This window comes from Natrinema halophilum, assembly GCF_013402815.2.
In the GTDB taxonomy this organism is placed as follows: Archaea; Halobacteriota; Halobacteria; order Halobacteriales; family Natrialbaceae; genus Natrinema; species Natrinema halophilum.
In genome coordinates this window covers 3,766,622-3,783,277 of the sequence record NZ_CP058601.1, presented here as the reverse complement: position 1 = coordinate 3,783,277, position 16,656 = coordinate 3,766,622, and the positions used below count along the sequence as shown (strand labels likewise).

Annotated in this window: 15 protein-coding genes and 1 pseudogene; 7 read left to right on the top strand and 9 right to left on the bottom strand. The window is 63.2% G+C overall.

Annotated elements, in window-relative coordinates; all coding sequences use genetic code 11:
• Positions 1-403 precede the first annotated feature (403 nt).
• Together HYG82_RS38965 and HYG82_RS38960 are read left to right on the top strand one after the other, a co-directional pair.
• The gene (locus HYG82_RS38965; RefSeq protein ID WP_235217747.1) at positions 404-1,066 is read left to right on the top strand and encodes an esterase/lipase family protein; all 663 of its coding nucleotides are present in this window, start codon (positions 404-406) and stop codon (positions 1,064-1,066) included.
• A gap of 213 nt (positions 1,067-1,279) precedes the next feature.
• On the top strand, positions 1,280-1,879 hold the full coding sequence (locus HYG82_RS38960; RefSeq protein ID WP_179263257.1) for a TIGR00296 family protein: 600 nt from the start codon (positions 1,280-1,282) through the stop codon (positions 1,877-1,879).
• Between the two features lie 333 nt (positions 1,880-2,212).
• Here the strand turns inward: HYG82_RS38960 and HYG82_RS38955 are convergent, their stop codons facing one another.
• From HYG82_RS38955 to HYG82_RS38925, 7 genes are all read right to left on the bottom strand, one after another.
• Positions 2,213-3,364, bottom strand: a complete 1,152-nt coding sequence (locus tag HYG82_RS38955) for a nicotinate phosphoribosyltransferase (RefSeq protein WP_179263255.1) — start codon at positions 3,362-3,364, stop codon at positions 2,213-2,215.
• Positions 3,365-3,394: 30 nt separating this feature from the next.
• Positions 3,395-4,975: an Hvo_1808 family surface protein gene (locus HYG82_RS38950; protein WP_218834186.1), complete on the bottom strand. Its 1,581-nt coding sequence runs from the start codon at positions 4,973-4,975 to the stop codon at positions 3,395-3,397.
• A gap of 59 nt (positions 4,976-5,034) precedes the next feature.
• Complete coding sequence (locus tag HYG82_RS38945; RefSeq protein WP_179263253.1) at positions 5,035-6,816, bottom strand: Hvo_1808 family surface protein; 1,782 nt, start codon at positions 6,814-6,816, stop codon at positions 5,035-5,037.
• 129 nt (positions 6,817-6,945) lie between these two features.
• Entirely contained in the window at positions 6,946-7,962 is a 1,017-nt protein-coding gene (locus tag HYG82_RS38940) for an SDR family oxidoreductase (RefSeq protein WP_179263251.1), read from the bottom strand.
• Between the two features lie 2 nt (positions 7,963-7,964).
• Positions 7,965-9,473, bottom strand: a complete 1,509-nt coding sequence (locus HYG82_RS38935; RefSeq protein ID WP_179263249.1) for a vitamin K epoxide reductase family protein — start codon at positions 9,471-9,473, stop codon at positions 7,965-7,967.
• Between the two features lie 6 nt (positions 9,474-9,479).
• Complete coding sequence (locus tag HYG82_RS38930; protein WP_179263247.1) at positions 9,480-11,387, bottom strand: glycoside hydrolase family 15 protein; 1,908 nt, start codon at positions 11,385-11,387, stop codon at positions 9,480-9,482.
• 239 nt (positions 11,388-11,626) lie between these two features.
• The gene (locus HYG82_RS38925; RefSeq protein ID WP_179263245.1) at positions 11,627-11,980 is read right to left on the bottom strand and encodes a four-helix bundle copper-binding protein; all 354 of its coding nucleotides are present in this window, start codon (positions 11,978-11,980) and stop codon (positions 11,627-11,629) included.
• Between the two features lie 256 nt (positions 11,981-12,236).
• On the opposite strand from HYG82_RS38925, the gene HYG82_RS38920 reads away from it, so the two are divergent.
• A complete protein-coding gene (locus HYG82_RS38920) occupies positions 12,237-12,575 on the top strand; it encodes a hypothetical protein (RefSeq protein ID WP_235217746.1) in 339 nt (112 codons plus the stop codon).
• Positions 12,572-13,153 (top strand): ArsR family transcriptional regulator, encoded by a 582-nt coding sequence (locus HYG82_RS38915; RefSeq protein ID WP_179263243.1) that lies wholly within the window; start codon positions 12,572-12,574, stop codon positions 13,151-13,153. Before HYG82_RS38920 ends, HYG82_RS38915 begins: the two co-directional genes overlap by 4 nt.
• A 131-nt stretch (positions 13,154-13,284) precedes the next feature.
• Here HYG82_RS38915 and HYG82_RS38910 read toward each other — a convergent pair whose 3' ends face one another.
• Positions 13,285-14,349, bottom strand: coding sequence for an Acg family FMN-binding oxidoreductase (locus HYG82_RS38910; RefSeq protein ID WP_179263241.1), 1,065 nt, complete (start codon positions 14,347-14,349; stop codon positions 13,285-13,287).
• A gap of 279 nt (positions 14,350-14,628) precedes the next feature.
• Here HYG82_RS38910 and HYG82_RS38905 point away from each other — a divergent pair, with 279 nt between their 5' ends.
• Positions 14,629-15,201, top strand: coding sequence for a cysteine hydrolase family protein (locus HYG82_RS38905; RefSeq protein ID WP_179263239.1), 573 nt, complete (start codon positions 14,629-14,631; stop codon positions 15,199-15,201).
• A gap of 130 nt (positions 15,202-15,331) precedes the next feature.
• Entirely contained in the window at positions 15,332-15,496 is a 165-nt protein-coding gene (locus HYG82_RS38900; protein ID WP_179263237.1) for a hypothetical protein, read from the top strand.
• Between the two features lie 31 nt (positions 15,497-15,527).
• On the opposite strand, the gene HYG82_RS38895 is transcribed toward HYG82_RS38900, so the two are convergent.
• Complete coding sequence (locus HYG82_RS38895; RefSeq protein ID WP_179263235.1) at positions 15,528-16,019, bottom strand: PaaI family thioesterase; 492 nt, start codon at positions 16,017-16,019, stop codon at positions 15,528-15,530.
• A 151-nt stretch (positions 16,020-16,170) separates the two neighbouring features.
• On the opposite strand from HYG82_RS38895, the pseudogene HYG82_RS38890 reads away from it, so the two are divergent.
• Positions 16,171-16,609, top strand: a pseudogene (locus HYG82_RS38890) (DUF4385 family protein).
• Positions 16,610-16,656: the final 47 nt, after the last annotated feature.

The window sequence follows — 16,656 nt, the reverse complement described above, 5'->3', positions numbered from 1 at the left end:
TAAGTCCCCCGGTCGCGGATACTCGGCTTTCGAACTCGGTGAATCGGGCCTCTGACCACGCCGCGACGCCCCTCCGCGCCCCGTTCTCGCTCCATGGACTCACATATAAAATATGAAAATAGTGTATATGGTAAGAAAGAAATATAGACCTAAACGTAATTATTATATATTACGTATGGGGGGCATTGGCATGGGGTTCGGTAGCACGGATAGTGGAGAGGAACCGGGTGGACCGACGCGACGGCGAGTTCTCAGGGCAGCCTCGGCTGGATCGGCCGGCCTGGCCGGACTGGTGGGAGCGAGCAGTTCCGTATCGGCAGGTAATATCAAAGATTGCACTAACTGGCCCAACTCGCCAACGGCGTATCCGACGATCGATTTGACACGAGAACGACCAGAGCCAGTGGAACTGGACGGGGACGAGCTCTGTCTCTACGTCCATGGCTGGAACGGAAGGCAATCCAGCGACGACCAGACGTACGCGCTCGATATGGCACTTCAGGAGGCGGGCTACGACGTGCCGATGACGGCTGCTTCATGGGCGTCGGATACGCTCAACTTCTGGGACGCAGAGAGCAACGCCGACGACGCGGGCGTTCGTCTCGGTCGCTGCCTTCGCAGAACATTTCAGGGGCGGACGGATACGAGGTTGCGACTCATCGGCCACTCCCTGGGGACCCGCGTGATACTCGAGGCCCTCTCAGAACTCGACGGTGACGTCGTCCTCGATACCGTCTCGCTGGTCGGAGCTGCTGTCGAGGATACGTCGGTCTGTAACGACGGCCGGTTCTCGGACGGAATACGGAATTCCGCCGACGAAGTCTACAGCTACCGTTCCGAAGACGACACCGTCGTCTGTACGCTCTACGACTTCAGCACGTTCGAAAACGGGCTCGGCTGTGAAGGCTCGGACTGCGGCGGCTGGTGGTCCACCGGGTCAACTCCGGACAACTACTACGAGGTCGACGTCACGGAATCGGTGCCACAGCACTGCGATTACTTCAATCCCGACCGGACGGTCGGGTGCGTGAATCAGCTCACCGACGACTTCACCGCCACCGACTGACGGGCCAGTCGTAGTGCACGGACAGAACGCTGCGTCGCTGAACGACCGAGGCGTGATCCCACAACAGATCGACTGCCCGTCTCACCCAGGACAGCAAAGCCGTCATCCAATTCTCGGGCAGACGGTGGACAAATTTAATCGCTCATTACCGTTGTCACTGCCTCTCGAGTCGAATGGAAGCGTTTTAGGATGACGATCCCCATGTACATCTGTATGTCCCAGCGACAGGGCGTCGACCTCTCCTACGAAGACGGTGCGCGCGCCGTCGAACTTGCGCGCGAAGCCGTCGAATCTTACGTACGACACGGGCAACGAGAACAACCGGGAAGCATGCGTGAAGCCTTCTACGAGCGAACCGGCGCGTTCGTCCGCCTCGAATCAACCCGCGGCCGAGGAAGCCTGAGAGGCTGCGCAGGCGGCTACCGTTCGGGTGATCAGCTCGGCCACGTCATCGTCGACGCGGCGATCGAGGCCGCGAGCGAGGATTCCTGTGGCTCCGAAGTGAGTCCCTCGGAGCTACCGAATCTCACGGTCTCGGTCTGTACGGTCAAGAACGTCGTTCTAACCGATGATCCGTTGGCCGACCTCGAAATCGGCACTCACGGTGTCGCCATCGACGGCGGGGAAGGCGGCTGGCTCTATCCAACGGTGCCGGTCGAAAACGACTGGAGCGCCCGCGAATATCTCGATCGAACGTGTCGAAAGGCCAAACTTTCACCAGGAGCCTGGCAGAACGACGACGTCGTCGTCACGCTGTTCGAGGGCCAAGTCTTCCGTGAGCGCAAGGCCGACGGCAGCATCGAACAGGTATAACTGGAATCCCCTTCTTCCGACGAGTCGTCCCTCGAGAGCCGTCCCTGTCGCAGGAGAGCTGATCCGGGCGTCCCTTCACCATCACGGGTACGGTTACTCTCATGGTCGTGAGACAATTCGAATTCTCGACCATCGATCCGAGTTGATCGTTCGCCACAGCAGCGACGGACGAAGTACGCCAGAATGCGATCAGATCGACGAGAGAAACGAGCGGTACTGACAGTGCGGCGGACTACAATATGTGGGCCACGTATAGAACCCAGAAATCCCGGAAACGAAGACGGTCTGATCGATAGTTCAGTCGCGACGTCGACGTGTGTCGGCAGGGTCGGGTTACTGGCCAACCCCGACGACCTCGGCGTCCTCGAGACACCGGTCGGTCGCCGCATCGAGATCGAACGATCGGACGATCTCGCCGTCGCGTATTAGCGGCTCGAACAGCGGTTCGCCCTCAGTCGGCCCCTCATGGTCGGCGAGTGAGACGTGGTGGCCGCCTTCGGGGGTTCGATAGACGTCCTTGACGCCGGCGAGTTTGCCCCGTTTGGAAATCGGTTCGCCGTCGATTTCGACGATATCGAGGCTGAAATCCACCGATTCGGCCCCGGTGATGTGGCTGCCGACGCCGAAGCCGTCAGCGAACGCACACAGCGGGCGGATGGTGTCCGGATCGAGACCGCCGCTACAAAAGATGTCCACGTCCTCGTAGCCCCGGGCGTCAAGTTCCCAGCGAACTTCGCGGATGATGTGCTCGAAATCGCCGCGTCGGGAGCTCGTCGTATCGATCCGGACGCCGTCGAGGTCGTCACCGAGCGTCTCGGCGGCCAGTAGACTTTCGCTTTTCTCATCCCAGAAGGTGTCGACCAGCGCGATCCGCGGGACCGCCTCGGAGACGGCGTCATCGAACGCCGCCCAGGCGTCTGCCTGGTTGCCCGCGCCGAAGCAGAACATGAGCGCATGCGGCATCGTCCCGCTCGCCTCTCGGTCCAGAATGTCGCCTGCTGCAACGTGAGAAAAACCGTCTAAACCAGCCAGCAACGCCGCTCGTTCGACCGTCGTGGCGATCGATGGGTGAACGTGGCGGGCGCCGAACGACAGGACGAGAGAGTCTGGAGCCGCGAGTCGCGCCTCGAGTGCCGCCGTAGCGAATCCGCTGGGCTGGGAGAGAAACCCCAACAGCGACGTCTCGAGTTCGGCGAACTCGAGGTATCGACCCTCGATTCGAAGTACCGGACCACCGTCGAACAACTTGCCGTCGGGGAGCGCGTCGGCATCGAGATCCCGCCCTTCGAGCAGCGTTGCGACATCTTTCACACCAGTGAAGACGTCGAAATCGCCGGTCGAAAACTGATCCGCGGTTACTTCGGCGACGACGTGCGGATTCTTGTCCGCGAACTCGAGCGTGTCCCGAGTACGCTCGAAGTACGCGTCTGTCGCTTCCCCGTCGAGAATTGCCTCAGGGGAAACCGTTCCGAACGGATTTGACATATCGCCGGTTTTCCCCGGGAGGCAAAAAAGCTACCCGTCTACCGCCGCTCGAGTCGTCCCCGAGGTCCGCTGTGACGTCCCGGTTCTACCCGCGAAATCTCGAGGACTGCTGTATCCTTCCACTGCCTGCGGTTCGATATCGTCTTCAGATCGGGATGACGAAATGGGTGTAGCCGGTTCGAGGGCGGACGCTGTCTCGAGCGACCCGTTCTGTTCTGACACCGGCCCCGCGGCGTGGATCGCCGCAATGTCGTCGACCGACGGTGCGCCGACGATCTCGACCGTGTCGCTGGTCACGTCGATACGATACGCGCCAGCGAATTGCGTCCCGTCCGGAATTCGATACACGTCCCTCTCTGTAACCGCCGTGGATTCGACGATCTCTGCTCCGCGACGTGTGAGGAGCGTCCGATACGCGTCGGCGAACGCGGCCGCATCTGCCGGACTGTCCCAGGTGAGCCGCCAGACGTGTCCCGTTCTGTTTCGATTCGCCATATTTCGGTAGACCTGGACGGCGTCCCCGGCCCACCCGGCGGTCGCGGGGTGGGAATAGTTGTACGTCGCGAATTCGGACGTGCCCGCAGTGAGCGGGCGGTCGATCACACCGTTTGCCCACAGCGTCGCGAACAGGGTCGCCTCGCCGAGCGTCTCCGTGCGGGCTACGGGGGCACCACCGTTACTCCCGTCGGTTCCTTTCGTGATCGGGCGCCAATCGTCGCTCGAACGATCCGGGATCGCGACGTCGATCGGTTCCCTGTCGGGATAGTGGTCCGGATGGATCAACTGGGACGTGCTACGGGGCGGGTTTCCGTGAGCTCGATCGACCGAGTCCCAGCCGTCGCGCTCGTGAAGATCGGCGACGAACGGCGTCCCTTCCGCGTACGGCGCGTAGATCGAGAGGAAGAGCCCGACGTTGAACGGTCGATCGGAGAGCGTCTCGCCGGAAGCCGTCGGTCCCCGCCGTTCGGGCATGCACTGCCACTCCGCCCCGCATCGGCGATCGTACTGCCGAGAAACGTAGTTCGCCTCCCCTTCGATCAAGCCGTTCTCGGCACGAACGCCGTCTACGCGATCGCTCTCGCGGGCGATTCCGAACTGTTGATCCTGCAATGCGTGGGTCAGCTCGTGGACCAGAACCCACCTGTCGATTCGGATTCGGTCGGTGTCGTCGGAAACGATCACGACCCGGTCGTTCACGTAGTAGCCCTGGACGGAGTCACCGTAAAGATCGTCGAAGGCGCGCCCGACATCCGTCTCTCCGTCGACGACGAACGCGCCGCGCCAGAGTTCGTTCCTGAACGCTGATGCGTTCCCCTCGGTACCCGCCCGCCGGTTGCGGTACTCCGCTCGGCTCACTACCTCGAGTTCGACGTCACGGCTGAACTTCAACCCGCGTACGACCTCGATCCGAGCCATCGCACGGTACTTGACTGCCTCGAGCTGGTTTCGGGTGAGGCCGTTGCTCGTATCGAACGTGAAATCGTCACCGGACGCGTAGTCACCGACGTGCCCGAGTTCACGATCAGCGTCGAATCCGCCGGTGTCGCCGGGGAGGGCACACCCCGAGAGGACCACCAGGACGAGGACCGCGAGTAGTCTACCCCGTTTCATCGGTCTGCTGTTCGTCGAAATCGTACCGTAAACGACCTCCCGAGTCGTATTTGCGGTATTCAGTCACGGTTATCGTTCCGTCCGTGAGGGCCAGATCGAAACCGACCCTGATTTGGGACGATCCGAGAACGGCTGCCAAACAGGAAGAGAACGAGCGCGCCGATCGCGACGGACGGACCGAAGCCGGGAATCGTATCGGACTCGTCCGAATCGTCGTCCGCGGGGAACTCGAGGGAATCATCTCCGCTGGGTGCAGCGCCGGCCTCGACGGTCGACAGCTCGTCAGCGGACGGCGCACGGATGATCGTCGCCGTGGACCCGTTTAGCTCGACGTAGTACGCGCCCCCGTAGCCGCCGTCGTCGATCAGGAAGGTGTCCTGTCGATCGTCGGAGGCTTTGGCACCGTGTGACTCGAGCAGCTGGAGATAGCCGTCGACGAACTCCTGGGCGTCCGCAGCCGATTGCCACTCGGATCGCCAGACGTAGCCGGCTTGGCCGGCCGCCGACGGTGTACTCGCGTTGGCTGCGTCGTCGTTCGTGTAGACGACCAGTCGGTCCGCGATCCAGCCGTTCGTGACGGAGTGATCGTAGTCGTACCCCTGACTGCCGCCGTCGAGGAAGTCGCCCTGTTCGATCACCGGTTGTCGGCTCGATTCGAACGCGTCGGCGACGAACATCGCGACCATGCCCGTCTCACCGACGGTGTCGGCCGCCACCTGGCCGTCGACGGTGAGCTGTCGCCAGTCGCCACTCGAGCGGTCCGGAACCGAGACGTTCGCCGGTTCGCGTTCGGAACCGGGGTGGATCACGGCCGAGGTGGTCGTCGGCGGATCGTCGTAGGCTGCATTGACGGCCGACCACCCTCGATCCTGATCGCGGAGATAGTTGACGTAATCGGGGCCGTCGCTGTAGGGCTGATAGATGGTGAAGTAGATGCCCCAGTTGATATCGGCGGGAAGATTTCCGTTCTCGGAGCTTGGAGAGAGACAGCTCCAATCGAAGCGACACCGGCTTTTGTACTCGAGTTCGACCCGCTTTGCGTCACCTTCGACGAGTCCGTCGGTAGCCAGGTCCTCGTCCTGAGTCGATCCGTGGAGGCGGGACAGGTTGAACCGCTGGTCTTGAAGCGCGTGGACGAGTTCGTGACCGAGCGTCAACTCGTCGAGTTCGGGCGTCTCGGGGTTTTCGGAGACGATGACGATTTCGTCGGTTTCGGGATCGTAGTAGCCGGCGACGGCACCGCCGTACATCGATTCGGTCGCGTCTGTGGCTGCGGTGTTCCGATCGACCGTGAACAGGGCCTCGTACCCGACGTTCTGCTCGAGGCGTTCGGCCGCGGTCAGGTTCGCCAACCGGTCGCCGGTAGTCCGCCGGTACTCCGCACGGGTGACGACGTCGACGGACACCTCGTCTTCGAAGGTCAGATTTCGAATTCGCTCGACGCGAGCCATCGAACGGTAGACGACGGGGGCGAGCTCGTCTTCGGCCACGACCGCGTCGGACTGATCGTCGACGGGCAATTCGTCGTCGTACCAGTAGCCCGCGACGTAGCCGACGGTGTCCTCCGTCGTTGGATTCTCGGGACGATCGGTCCGTGCCTGATCGGCCGCTGGACCGGTCCCTGAGCCCGTGTCGATGGCCGTGGCCGCAGTTAACTCACTGGTCCCGGTGGCTGTCGACCCGGCGTCCGCGGTCATATCGACGGACTCCATGGCTGATCCGGTTGGGGTCGCAGCCGCGGTCGTCGCCAGTGCCGGTCCCGCGAGCCCGCCAGTTATCAGCACCGCAGCGAGCACGGCCGAAAAGAGGGCGACTGACGAGCGGGGGTGCGTCGATTGCATTTGGATTGGCTACCTATCCGTACGAATGGAAGTGCAAAAAGCGCGACGGTTGCACCGATCGAATACGAGGGGCCCGTGACGTGTCGCGTGACGGGCGATCGCGGCTGGTCCGTGGCGACCGCGAGCCCCTCACTCCCGATCGTCCGACAGAACGCGCCGGCCGAAAATCGCGCTCGCTATCGCAGCGGCGAGTCCGACGAACAGGGCGAGTGCGCGGCGGTGCATCGACGCCTGGAGCTGGTAGCTCCGGTCGCGAGCTCGTTCGTCGAACCGACCGTGAGCGCCGTAATCGACCGATACCGGTTCGTCGAGGTTGTTCTCCCGGTCGGGATCGGTCGGCTCGTCCGTCAGCTGTGCCTCGTAGCCACCGCGGGCGAGATAGTTGTCGAGACGACGTGGGATCAAACGATTGCCGAGGATCGCTTTCAGGGTCGACCGGCCGACCCACATTTCGTCCTTGCCGTTATCGATGGTCCAGAGGATCGCTCGAGCGGCGACTTCGGGCTGGTAGATCGGCGGCACGGGCTGGGGCTTGCGCGGCAACCTGCTTTTCGACCACTCGAACTGGGGCGTGTTCATCGCGGGCATCTGGACCATCGACAGCTGAACGTCACAGTCGTCGTGGATGAGCTCCGTCCGCACGGATTCGGTAAAACCCTGGATCGCGTGTTTCGCGCCGCAGTAGGCGGATTGGAGCGGAATGCCACGGTACGCCAGCGCCGAACCGACCTGCACGATCGTCCCGTCGTCGCGGGGCCGCATTCGGTCGAGCGCCGCCTGCGTCCCGTACACGTATCCCAGATACGTGACTTCTGTGACGCGGCGGTAGTCGTCGGAAGTCATCTCCGCGGCTGGCGAGAACACCGACACCATCGCGTTGTTCACCCAGACGTCGATCGGCCCGAACGCGTCCTCGACGGTCTCGGCTGCGGCTTCGACGGCGTCGGGATCGGAGACGTCGGTCGGAACGACGACCGCCTCGCCGCCGGCTCGCTCGACGTCCTTCCGCGCATCCTCGAGACCGTCCTCGCCTCTCGCGAGGAGTCCGATCTTCGCGCCGCGTTCGGCGAACGCGCGAGCGGTTGCTCGCCCGACGCCGGCCGATGCACCGGTGACGACGACGACTTCGGAGTTGGCTTCTGACATCGTTAGCTACTGAGGGGGTTCAGTCGGTCGACCGTCTCGAAGGTTGCATAGCGCTCCCAGCCGCCGTAACGGTCCTCGATCGGGCCACGCGGGACGCTAAGAAGCACCAGGAGGACGCCGGCGACGACGGCGTTGATCGCGGCTATCGTCGGAACTCCGGCGGCCAGCCACGGGGCGACGGCGATCCACACGGCCAGCGGGAGGTTGAGGAACCTGATCGCGCGAGCGGGTTCGGCGGTCGCGATCACGGTAAACGAGACGGCGAGCGAGCCGACCAGATGGCTGCTGTCGGCCATGAAACCGGTCGTCCCGAAGACGGTCGGCGAGAGCATGAGCCACGCGCCGAGCGCCATCGCGGCCACCAGCGTCAACGGGATCGAGACGCCCCAGAACGGCTCGCTCGCTGGTGAATCGTCGATTTCGCGCATCGCGCTCTCACCGACGCCGGCCTCGTCTTCGGGGAACGTCCCGCCCATCCAGAAAGCGGTCCAGAGTGAGTCACCCTGGCGCATCAGTCTGACGAGGTACTGCCCCATCGCGACGACCTCGTCGACGGTCAGCGAGATCATCCAGAGCATGCCAAACGCCGACAGCAGACAGAGCGTACACCACGTTCCGACCATGATCGGCTGCATGATGACCAGAAGCACCTGAACGAAGCCAAGGGGTATCACGACGACGCCGAAGAAAGCGACCATCCACGGCATCGTGCGCCATCGCCGCCGATCGCCCATGAAACCCATCAGCGCCTCGACCGAGTAGGCGACCGCGCCGAGTCCGGCATCGGAAACCGGGAACGCCTTCGACACCTTCGATGTGAGGATCTGTTCGGAGCCGGTACCGTATATCGGGTCCCAGACGCTGCCGATGTACCCCAGCTGAAACGCCGCCATGTACCACGAGGCGAAAAAGCCGAAAATTCCGAGCGCGATCAGCGGCGCGCGCTGCGCGCCGGTCGACGGATTGTACGACCAACCCGGCGGGACGGTCGGCCCGTCCATCTCCGAGCGCATCACGATGAGGACCGAGAAGGTGATCACCATGGTGCCCACGAGCGCGTGGTTGGCGTACGCGGCGGCCGACGGCGCCCAGAACGCGATCGGCGCGAACACCAGCCAGAGACCGACGAACCCGTTGGCGTAATTGGCGTACCCGCTCTCGCGATAGATCGTGAGGCCGGCGAGCGCGATAAGGACGAGGCCGCTGACGACGCTGTTCCAGATCAGCGGCGCGCTCCCGTAGTCGAGTGCTGGTACAGTCGCGATGAGCCAGATACCCAATGAGACGATGGCATACTGGGGCCAGATTTCTTTCGTCGGGTGGGCGAGCATCATCGTGCCCGGACGCATCGATCCGTCGTCGCCACCGTCCCGGCTCTCGCCGTCGGTTTCGTTGTCGGCTCCATCGTGTTCGTCGCCGCCCCGGCCATCCGTCCGCGAGTCGCGTTCTCGCGCGTCGGCCGTCACGGCGGTCCGTTCGTCGGTCGCGTCGTCGTGTCTGTCGTCACTCATAGTCATTCACTTCGTGTCGGTCTGCCGTCGGACGATTTCCTGGTCTGCGGCGACGTCGGCGATCGATTCGTCGCGGCCCAGCGGGGCCGGCGAAGCCGGCGGACCGTCGATCGAGTCGTCCGCGTCGGCGAGGGAGAGTGCCCCGTTAATGAGCCCGATGTGGCTGTACGCTTGCGGGTAGTTGCCGCGCTGCTCGCCGGTTTCGGGATCGACCGCCTCGGCCAGGAGCCCCAGCGGGCTTGCGTACTCGAGAATGGACTCGAAACGGTCGGCCGCCTCGTCGGTCCGCCCGGACAGTGCGAGCGCGGTGACGAGCCATAGCGAGCTAACGACGAACGGACTCCCAGTGCCGGGGAGGCCGTCGTTGCCCTCGTAGCGCCGAACGAGTCCGTCGTCGGTCGCCAGCCGGGCCAGCGTCGCATCAATCGTTCCCTGAACGCGATGGTCGTCAGGCGGGAGGAAGCCGACGACCGAGACGAGCAGGTTCGCCGCGTCGAGCGTATCGTCGTCGCCGAACGACCGCACGAAACTGGTCGTCCGCTCGCTGAATCCCCGGTCGAGGATCGCCTCTCGGACCTCCGCTCGGCACGTCCGCCACCGCTCGAGGGGTGCGTCGACGTCGTCGGCCGCCTCGGCGAGGTCGATGCCGCGGTCCAGCGCCGTCCAGCACATGAGCTTCGAGTAGACGAACTGCTCGTGGTCGGTGCGCATCTCCCAGATGCCGGCGTCGGGTTCGTCCCACCCCTCGCAAACGTAATCGATGAGGTCGCACATCACCGCCCAATCGTCGGTCGTCACCGCCTCGCCGTACCGAACGCTCTCGTATATCGCGAGGATCAACTCGCCGTAGACGTCGAGCTGGTGTTGCTTCCGGGCTGCGTTGCCGATTCGCACGGGGGCGGATTCACGGTATCCCTCGAGGTGATCGAGGATGCGTTCGTCGAGATCGCTCCCGCCGTGGAGTCCGTAGACCGGCGGAACCGACCCGGGGTCGTGATGCCGGCAATGGTCGAGACACAGTTGAAAGTACGACCGGGCCTCCTCGAGGTGACCCAGTTCGGAGAGCGCGCGGACGGTGAAGGCTGCGTCGCGGATCCAGTTGAATCGATAGTCCCAGTTGCGGACGCCGCCGAGGTCCTCCGGCAGCGAGGTCGTCGGAGCCGCACACACCGCGCCGGTATCCCCGTGGAGGAGAAGCTTGAGCACGAGCGACGAACGGATCGCGAGGTCGTGCCACGGACCGCCGACCGGACAGTCCGTCTCGTCGCAGTCGTGGGTCCACTCCCGCCAGTAATCGACGACGCCTTCGAGGGTTTCCCGATGCTTTGACGGCTCGAGTGGAATCGCCTCGTCGTAACCGAGAACCAGCCAGCGCGTCTCGCCGGGCTCGAGCGTTACCGTTCCGGACGCTTCGCGGCCGTCCGCCGACGGTGCGAGCGACACATCGCTCGAGAGGACGGCCCGCTCGTCGTCTCCGACCGCGACGACGCCGTCGGCGACGGGTTCGATCTCGGGGACGTCTCGCGCGTAGTCGAAGCGCGGTTCGAACGCGACTTCGAGTTCGAGCGGACCGGTCTCGCAGTCCAGTTTCCGGTAGACGGCCGGTGGGAGGTCCGTCGAACCGGTGGCATCGTCGACGGGCATGAAGTCCGTCACTGTCGCACTTCCGCCGGCAGATTGGAACGTCGTCTCGAGGACGTTCGTCCGGTCGCGATACCGCTGGACGGAGTCGAACGACTGTGCGGGACGGACGGCGAAGTGTCCGCCGCGGTCGGCGTCAAGCAGTGCGGCGAAGACGCTCGGGGACTCGACGTGTGGGAACGGACACCAGTCGATCGAGCCGTCACGGCCAACCAGGGCAATCGCGTTCCTATCGCCGATCGCGCCGTATTCGTCGAGGCGTTTGTACTGCATGGGCAACAGATGTGCTATGTGAGTATGTCGCCGCACTCACAGGGCGGGTATCAACAGGTGACTGATGTTTTGTCGCTGGATCAGGTTCCCATTTGGGCAGTCATACGAAGGGGAGTCGGGGGCGACGGTAGCCGCGATAACCGCGTCGTTTCCGGTACTGCCCGCGGGGCCAACGCCCGAGACGACGGCGATTCACAGCACCGCCGCCTCGAGACCGTACCAGAGCAGCGATCGGGCGTTCAGGCCGACGCCATGTTCCGGCAGGTCTCCGCACAATCGCGGAGGACGTCCGCACAGACCTGGCAGTGCTCGGCGTCGTGTCGCTCGCATTCATCCGCGCATTCCTCGCAGGCGTCGGCGGTGATCCCGGCGAGATCCGTTCTGAAAGCGGAATCGCGAGCCATGAAGCGCGCGTGTTTCTCCGCAAGGTCGGCGACATCCCGGCAGAGCCGCAGACACTCGGCCATCTCTTCGCCCTCGTCGGCGCACTCGTCGGCACACCACTCGCAGGCCTGTACGCATTCGAAGCAACTGTCGATGCACTCCTGCATCGCTTCGTTCTCGCTGACGTGATCGATCTGTGTCAGTGCCATAGCGGTCGATCGGTGGGCTCGGTGTAGTTTTGTTATCCACTCCCCACGACGCGTCGGCCAAACGGTGAGGACGTTTCTCGAGGCAGCCAATCGGGACACGACTGATCAGCGAGGACCGTTACACAGGATTTACCGGTGGACTGAACGGCGGGTTTCGACCGCGATGAACCGGAACCGGCATCGTTCGATACAGTAATACGGAATTGCGGCGCAATCCGGTCGCCGATGCGGCGGTGAAATCCCATGCCGCAGCGTAATGACTCTCGGAGCCAAAGCCCGCATCGTGACTCACTCCGTCATCCACCTCATCGGTATCCCCTTCGCGATCTCTGCCGGGACCGGGGCCGGCGTACTCGCGCTCCTTTCCTGGGAGATTTTTCGGAACTCGCCCTTCGGAACGGCGATCGCGATCCTTTCGCTCGGGATGGTCGCACTGACGATATACCACGCGACGCTGCTCGTTACCGGCCCGGAGCCGCTGGCCCTCCACGTGCTTCGAAGCACGGTGAACACGACTATCGCAGTTTTTCTCGGGTTGTTGATACTCCGGCACCGACAGCTTCACCGCAATCGATCGAGTGGGGATCTGTCGTGAACGGACTGACGCCCTTCGCCAGCTACAATCTGGTGATCGGTATCGTCGTCGCCCTGGAACTTCTGTACTTCCTCTCGCTCGAACTGTCTGTAACGGCGTACCGTCGGATCGTTCTCCTCACCGTCGGCGGACTGGTTCTGGCCGTGATCGGCGGACCGGTCGCCGAACTGGTGGCACCGTCGCTCGTCCACTGGGTCCACGGGACAGCCGCCCTGCTGGTCGTCTTTGGTCTCTACGATCCCGTGGCGAACGACGTACGGACGACGGAGTGGGCGCGCGCGTTGCTGAGTGAACCGTCCCGGATTCGAGAACCGGCCGAGTGGATGACACCGATGGACGACGAGATTCTCGCCACGTTCCACGGCACGGGCCTCGTCCTGACACCGGCCATCGTCGCCTTCAACACCGGCTTCAGCCGGAAGGAGGTAAACCGTCGCCTGATCGAACTCGAGTCACACGGGCTCGTGGAGAAAGTCGAACGAGGCAAGTACGGGCTAACGCGGCGCGGTGAACGCTATCTCCAGGGACAACTCAGAACCAGCCCCGCGGCGGACGACAAAGCGGGAGTTCCTCGTTAGCCCCAACGCGTCGAGTGAGGGTGGTCGACGAGTGCACGCCGTTCGTCCGGGTCGTTCGAGGACCGATATGGTGTTCCAGCATGCCGGCTTGTGCCCATCAGTTGGCGGATACGACCACGACCGCCCGGCGATCACCGGAGCATGTCCTCGAGCGGTCGTCTGGGTGTTCGCGTCGAATCCGACTCGGCGTATCCGAGTCGAAAGAGGTGCAGGGGTATCGACTCTGTGAGACCCGCTATAGCTGTAAGCTCCTCACTGAACGCTGGTACCTCCAGAATTTGACTCATCGGGTGGACCGCGAGGCCCTCGATCGTCGCCAGCAGCGCGATCCGTTCGAACGTCTGTCCGACTCTGAGGCGGGACTCGAGGGTATCCCTCTCGGCTGTCACGACGGCGATAGCAGGTGCGCTCGTGAGCAACGTGGAGTCCTTCTGGCCCTCGCGTTCGCCGATGTCGAGGTGCCGAACCGCCAACTGTCCGATCCGGGCTGTGAGCCAGTTCGCTCCGAGCGCGCCGGACCCGATCCAGCGGCCGAGTTCGGCCCGGTAGTCCGGGTTTGCGAACTGTCGCTCGTCGGCCCGGGTTTGCAGGGCCGCAATGTCCGAGCGGACCGACGAGTCGGTGACGAACTCGATCCCGATCTGCTCACCGGTCACGCACGTTTCGAACCGGTCGAAAAGGGTCTGCGGAATAGCGCGATCCGTAAAGGGTCGGTGATTGGTCCGACGCTCGGTAATCGCGTCGAACAGGACAGGGTCACGCGAAGACGAATTATCCGAGGTCGGCTCGACCGTGACCGTTGCCGCGTGGTGGTATGGTTCAGCACCTGCTCGTTTGGTCGCTCCCGGCACGGTCTGCCCGTCCGGGTCTTCGCCGTCCCGCTGGCCGCCATTGTCGGGTGCGTACTCGACCGAATAGCCGAGTCCAAAATGCTCAATTGCGACGAGCAGGTTCTCCAGCGCACAGCCGACACTCACGTCCAGTTCGCGACCGTCTGGATCGGCGATAGAGAGTCGTCGAGACTCGTCGGCGTAGATCCGTATTTCCCCGTCCACAACGGCAAACGTCCACGGTTGGGAGTTGTGACTCGAGGGCGCCAGAATAGCGTACCGAAGCAGGAACGCCGCTTGATCCGCCAGCGCCGCGTCTGCCGGGAATTCGTCCGAATCCGGCTCCCGTCTGGTTTGGGTGGTCATTCTCCTCCGTATGTATGCTCGCTCCCAGGCGCAATAATCCCAGAGGACGGATTCCGGGGACGATGAGAAACGAAGCGGATTCACGTAACCGTCCGGATTCCGATCGCAGACTCGCGTACCCACTTCGATCGATACCCACTCACAGCCGTTCTGACTGTTGCCGGATCGGGAACGACTCGTCCCCGATCGACAATGCGATCGTCGTCGGCTTTCCCGACACCGTGGACCAGGAACCTGGCGCGAACGTTTTTACGGTTCCGTCCGTAGGACCGTTTAGCTATGCGCCTCGAGCCAGATCGAACCGCTGTGGTGGTCGTCGACATGCAAAACGGGTTCTGTCACCCGGACGGCTCGCTGTACGCGCCGGGCAGCGAGGACGTTATCGAACCGATCGCAGCCCTGGTCGACCGAGCTCGGGAGGCCGGAACGCAGGTCATCTTTACCCGTGATGTCCACACGCCCGAACAGTTCGAGGAGGCCCACTATTACGACGAGTTCGAGCAGTGGGGCGAACACGTTCTCGAGGGATCGTGGGAGGCCGAAATCGTCGACGAGCTTCCCGTCGAGGACGCAGACCACGTCGTCGAAAAACACACCTACGACGCCTTCTACAACACCGAACTCGAAGGGTGGTTGAACGCTCACGGAATCAAAACCCTCGTTATCTGTGGTACCCTCGCGAACGTCTGCGTCCTCCACACAGGCGGCAGCGCGGGAATTCGGGACTTCCGCCCGATACTGGTCGAAGATTGCATCGGTGCGATCGAAGACGACCACCACGAGTACGCCCTCGAACACGCCGCGTGGCTGTTCGGAGAGGTCGAACCGAGCGAAACCATCACGTTCGCGTGACGTATCCGCACGTCTTTCCCGACGATTCGTCGCGTCAGCTCCAACGGGTCGTCACGGCGACGGTACAGTCGCCTCTCGCGGGACGAGTGAGGAGACCGCGACCCGGAACGGAGACCGGAGAGGGCCCCGTATGAACGAACGACAGTTGCGGTCGGCGTACGTGCTGGGAATAGCGGCCAGTGCGTACGCGCTCTGGTACTTCGTCGCGTCGAGCGCGAATCTGCTCGCTGCCGGGTTCGGCCTCGTGACGGTACTCCTTTTGATACGTCTTCGGAGACTGATCGCCGACTCGTGACCATCACGACGCCAGCGCACCTGATCGTCGCTTACCCGTGTCGGAACACTCGATAGGCTCCCTGGCCGGTCGCCACGGCCTTCGTCTCCCCGTCCGGTGTCGTGCTTTCGACGGTGATCTCGCTGACTCCGACGCTCTGTCCAACTCGGATCACGTTCGCCGTCGCCGTGAGATCACCCGTTGCCGGGCGGAGATAGTTGACGTTCAGGTTGATCGTCGCACTGCCGACGCTGAACGGGTCTTCGTCTTCGATCGCCGTCCACAGCGAGAAGCCGCCGACGGTATCGATGAGAGTCGCGGCGACGCCACCGTGGAGATCCGGTCGGCGGTCGTCCGGTGCGTTCGGACGGACGTTGGTCAATTTGTCGTCGTACGGAATAGCGAGGGTCATCGTTCCGTCGCCGATGTGCTCGACCGTCGTACCGAGCCAGGAGAGGAACTCCTGGTTCTCGTCGAGGAAGTGCTGAAGGACGCTCTCGATGTCGCCGTACTCCTCGATCAGGGCCTGCATTTCCTCGGTCATATGCTGGCGTCAGCCACCGATCGTCTTTACGACTCCGTTTCTCGGTGTATCCGTTCTCGAGGATTCATCTGTGTCCGGACCGTCGTGTTGACACCGTCCTCCACAGCAGATCACCCGTTCATCGGAGAGTCCCGTTTTCGAGGTGAGATCGATGAGTGATAACGACCCCGAATACGGTACCGATGTCCGTGATCACCCAGACCAGTACGAAATCGGCCGCGGCGAATCGGACGTGTTTAAGATCGAACCGTACAAAAGCGAACTCCTCCCGCTGAGGTCGTACGCGGACGCTCAAGCGGTCGCGAGTCTGCGACGGCGATCTGCGAACAGTACGAACGCTACCGCGAGGACGACGAGTTTCCGGGGATGGACATGGCCCGAAAGTACCTTCAGATGGGGTATACACGCGCGATGCGCTACGCGAAGTACCCCGGCGAAAAAAGAACGACGAGGACGGCAAGGAGCGCGACCCTCAGCCCTGGGCCGACCCGGACGAACGGGCCGCTGCCATGATTACCGAGACGTACTGGGACAACGTTCGTGACGACGCCTATCAGCAGGCCAAAGCAGCCCATCGCGAACGCCGGTGAACGAACGTGATCACCGAAGAGTCGGTCCCACAGACAGAAGGGCGCTG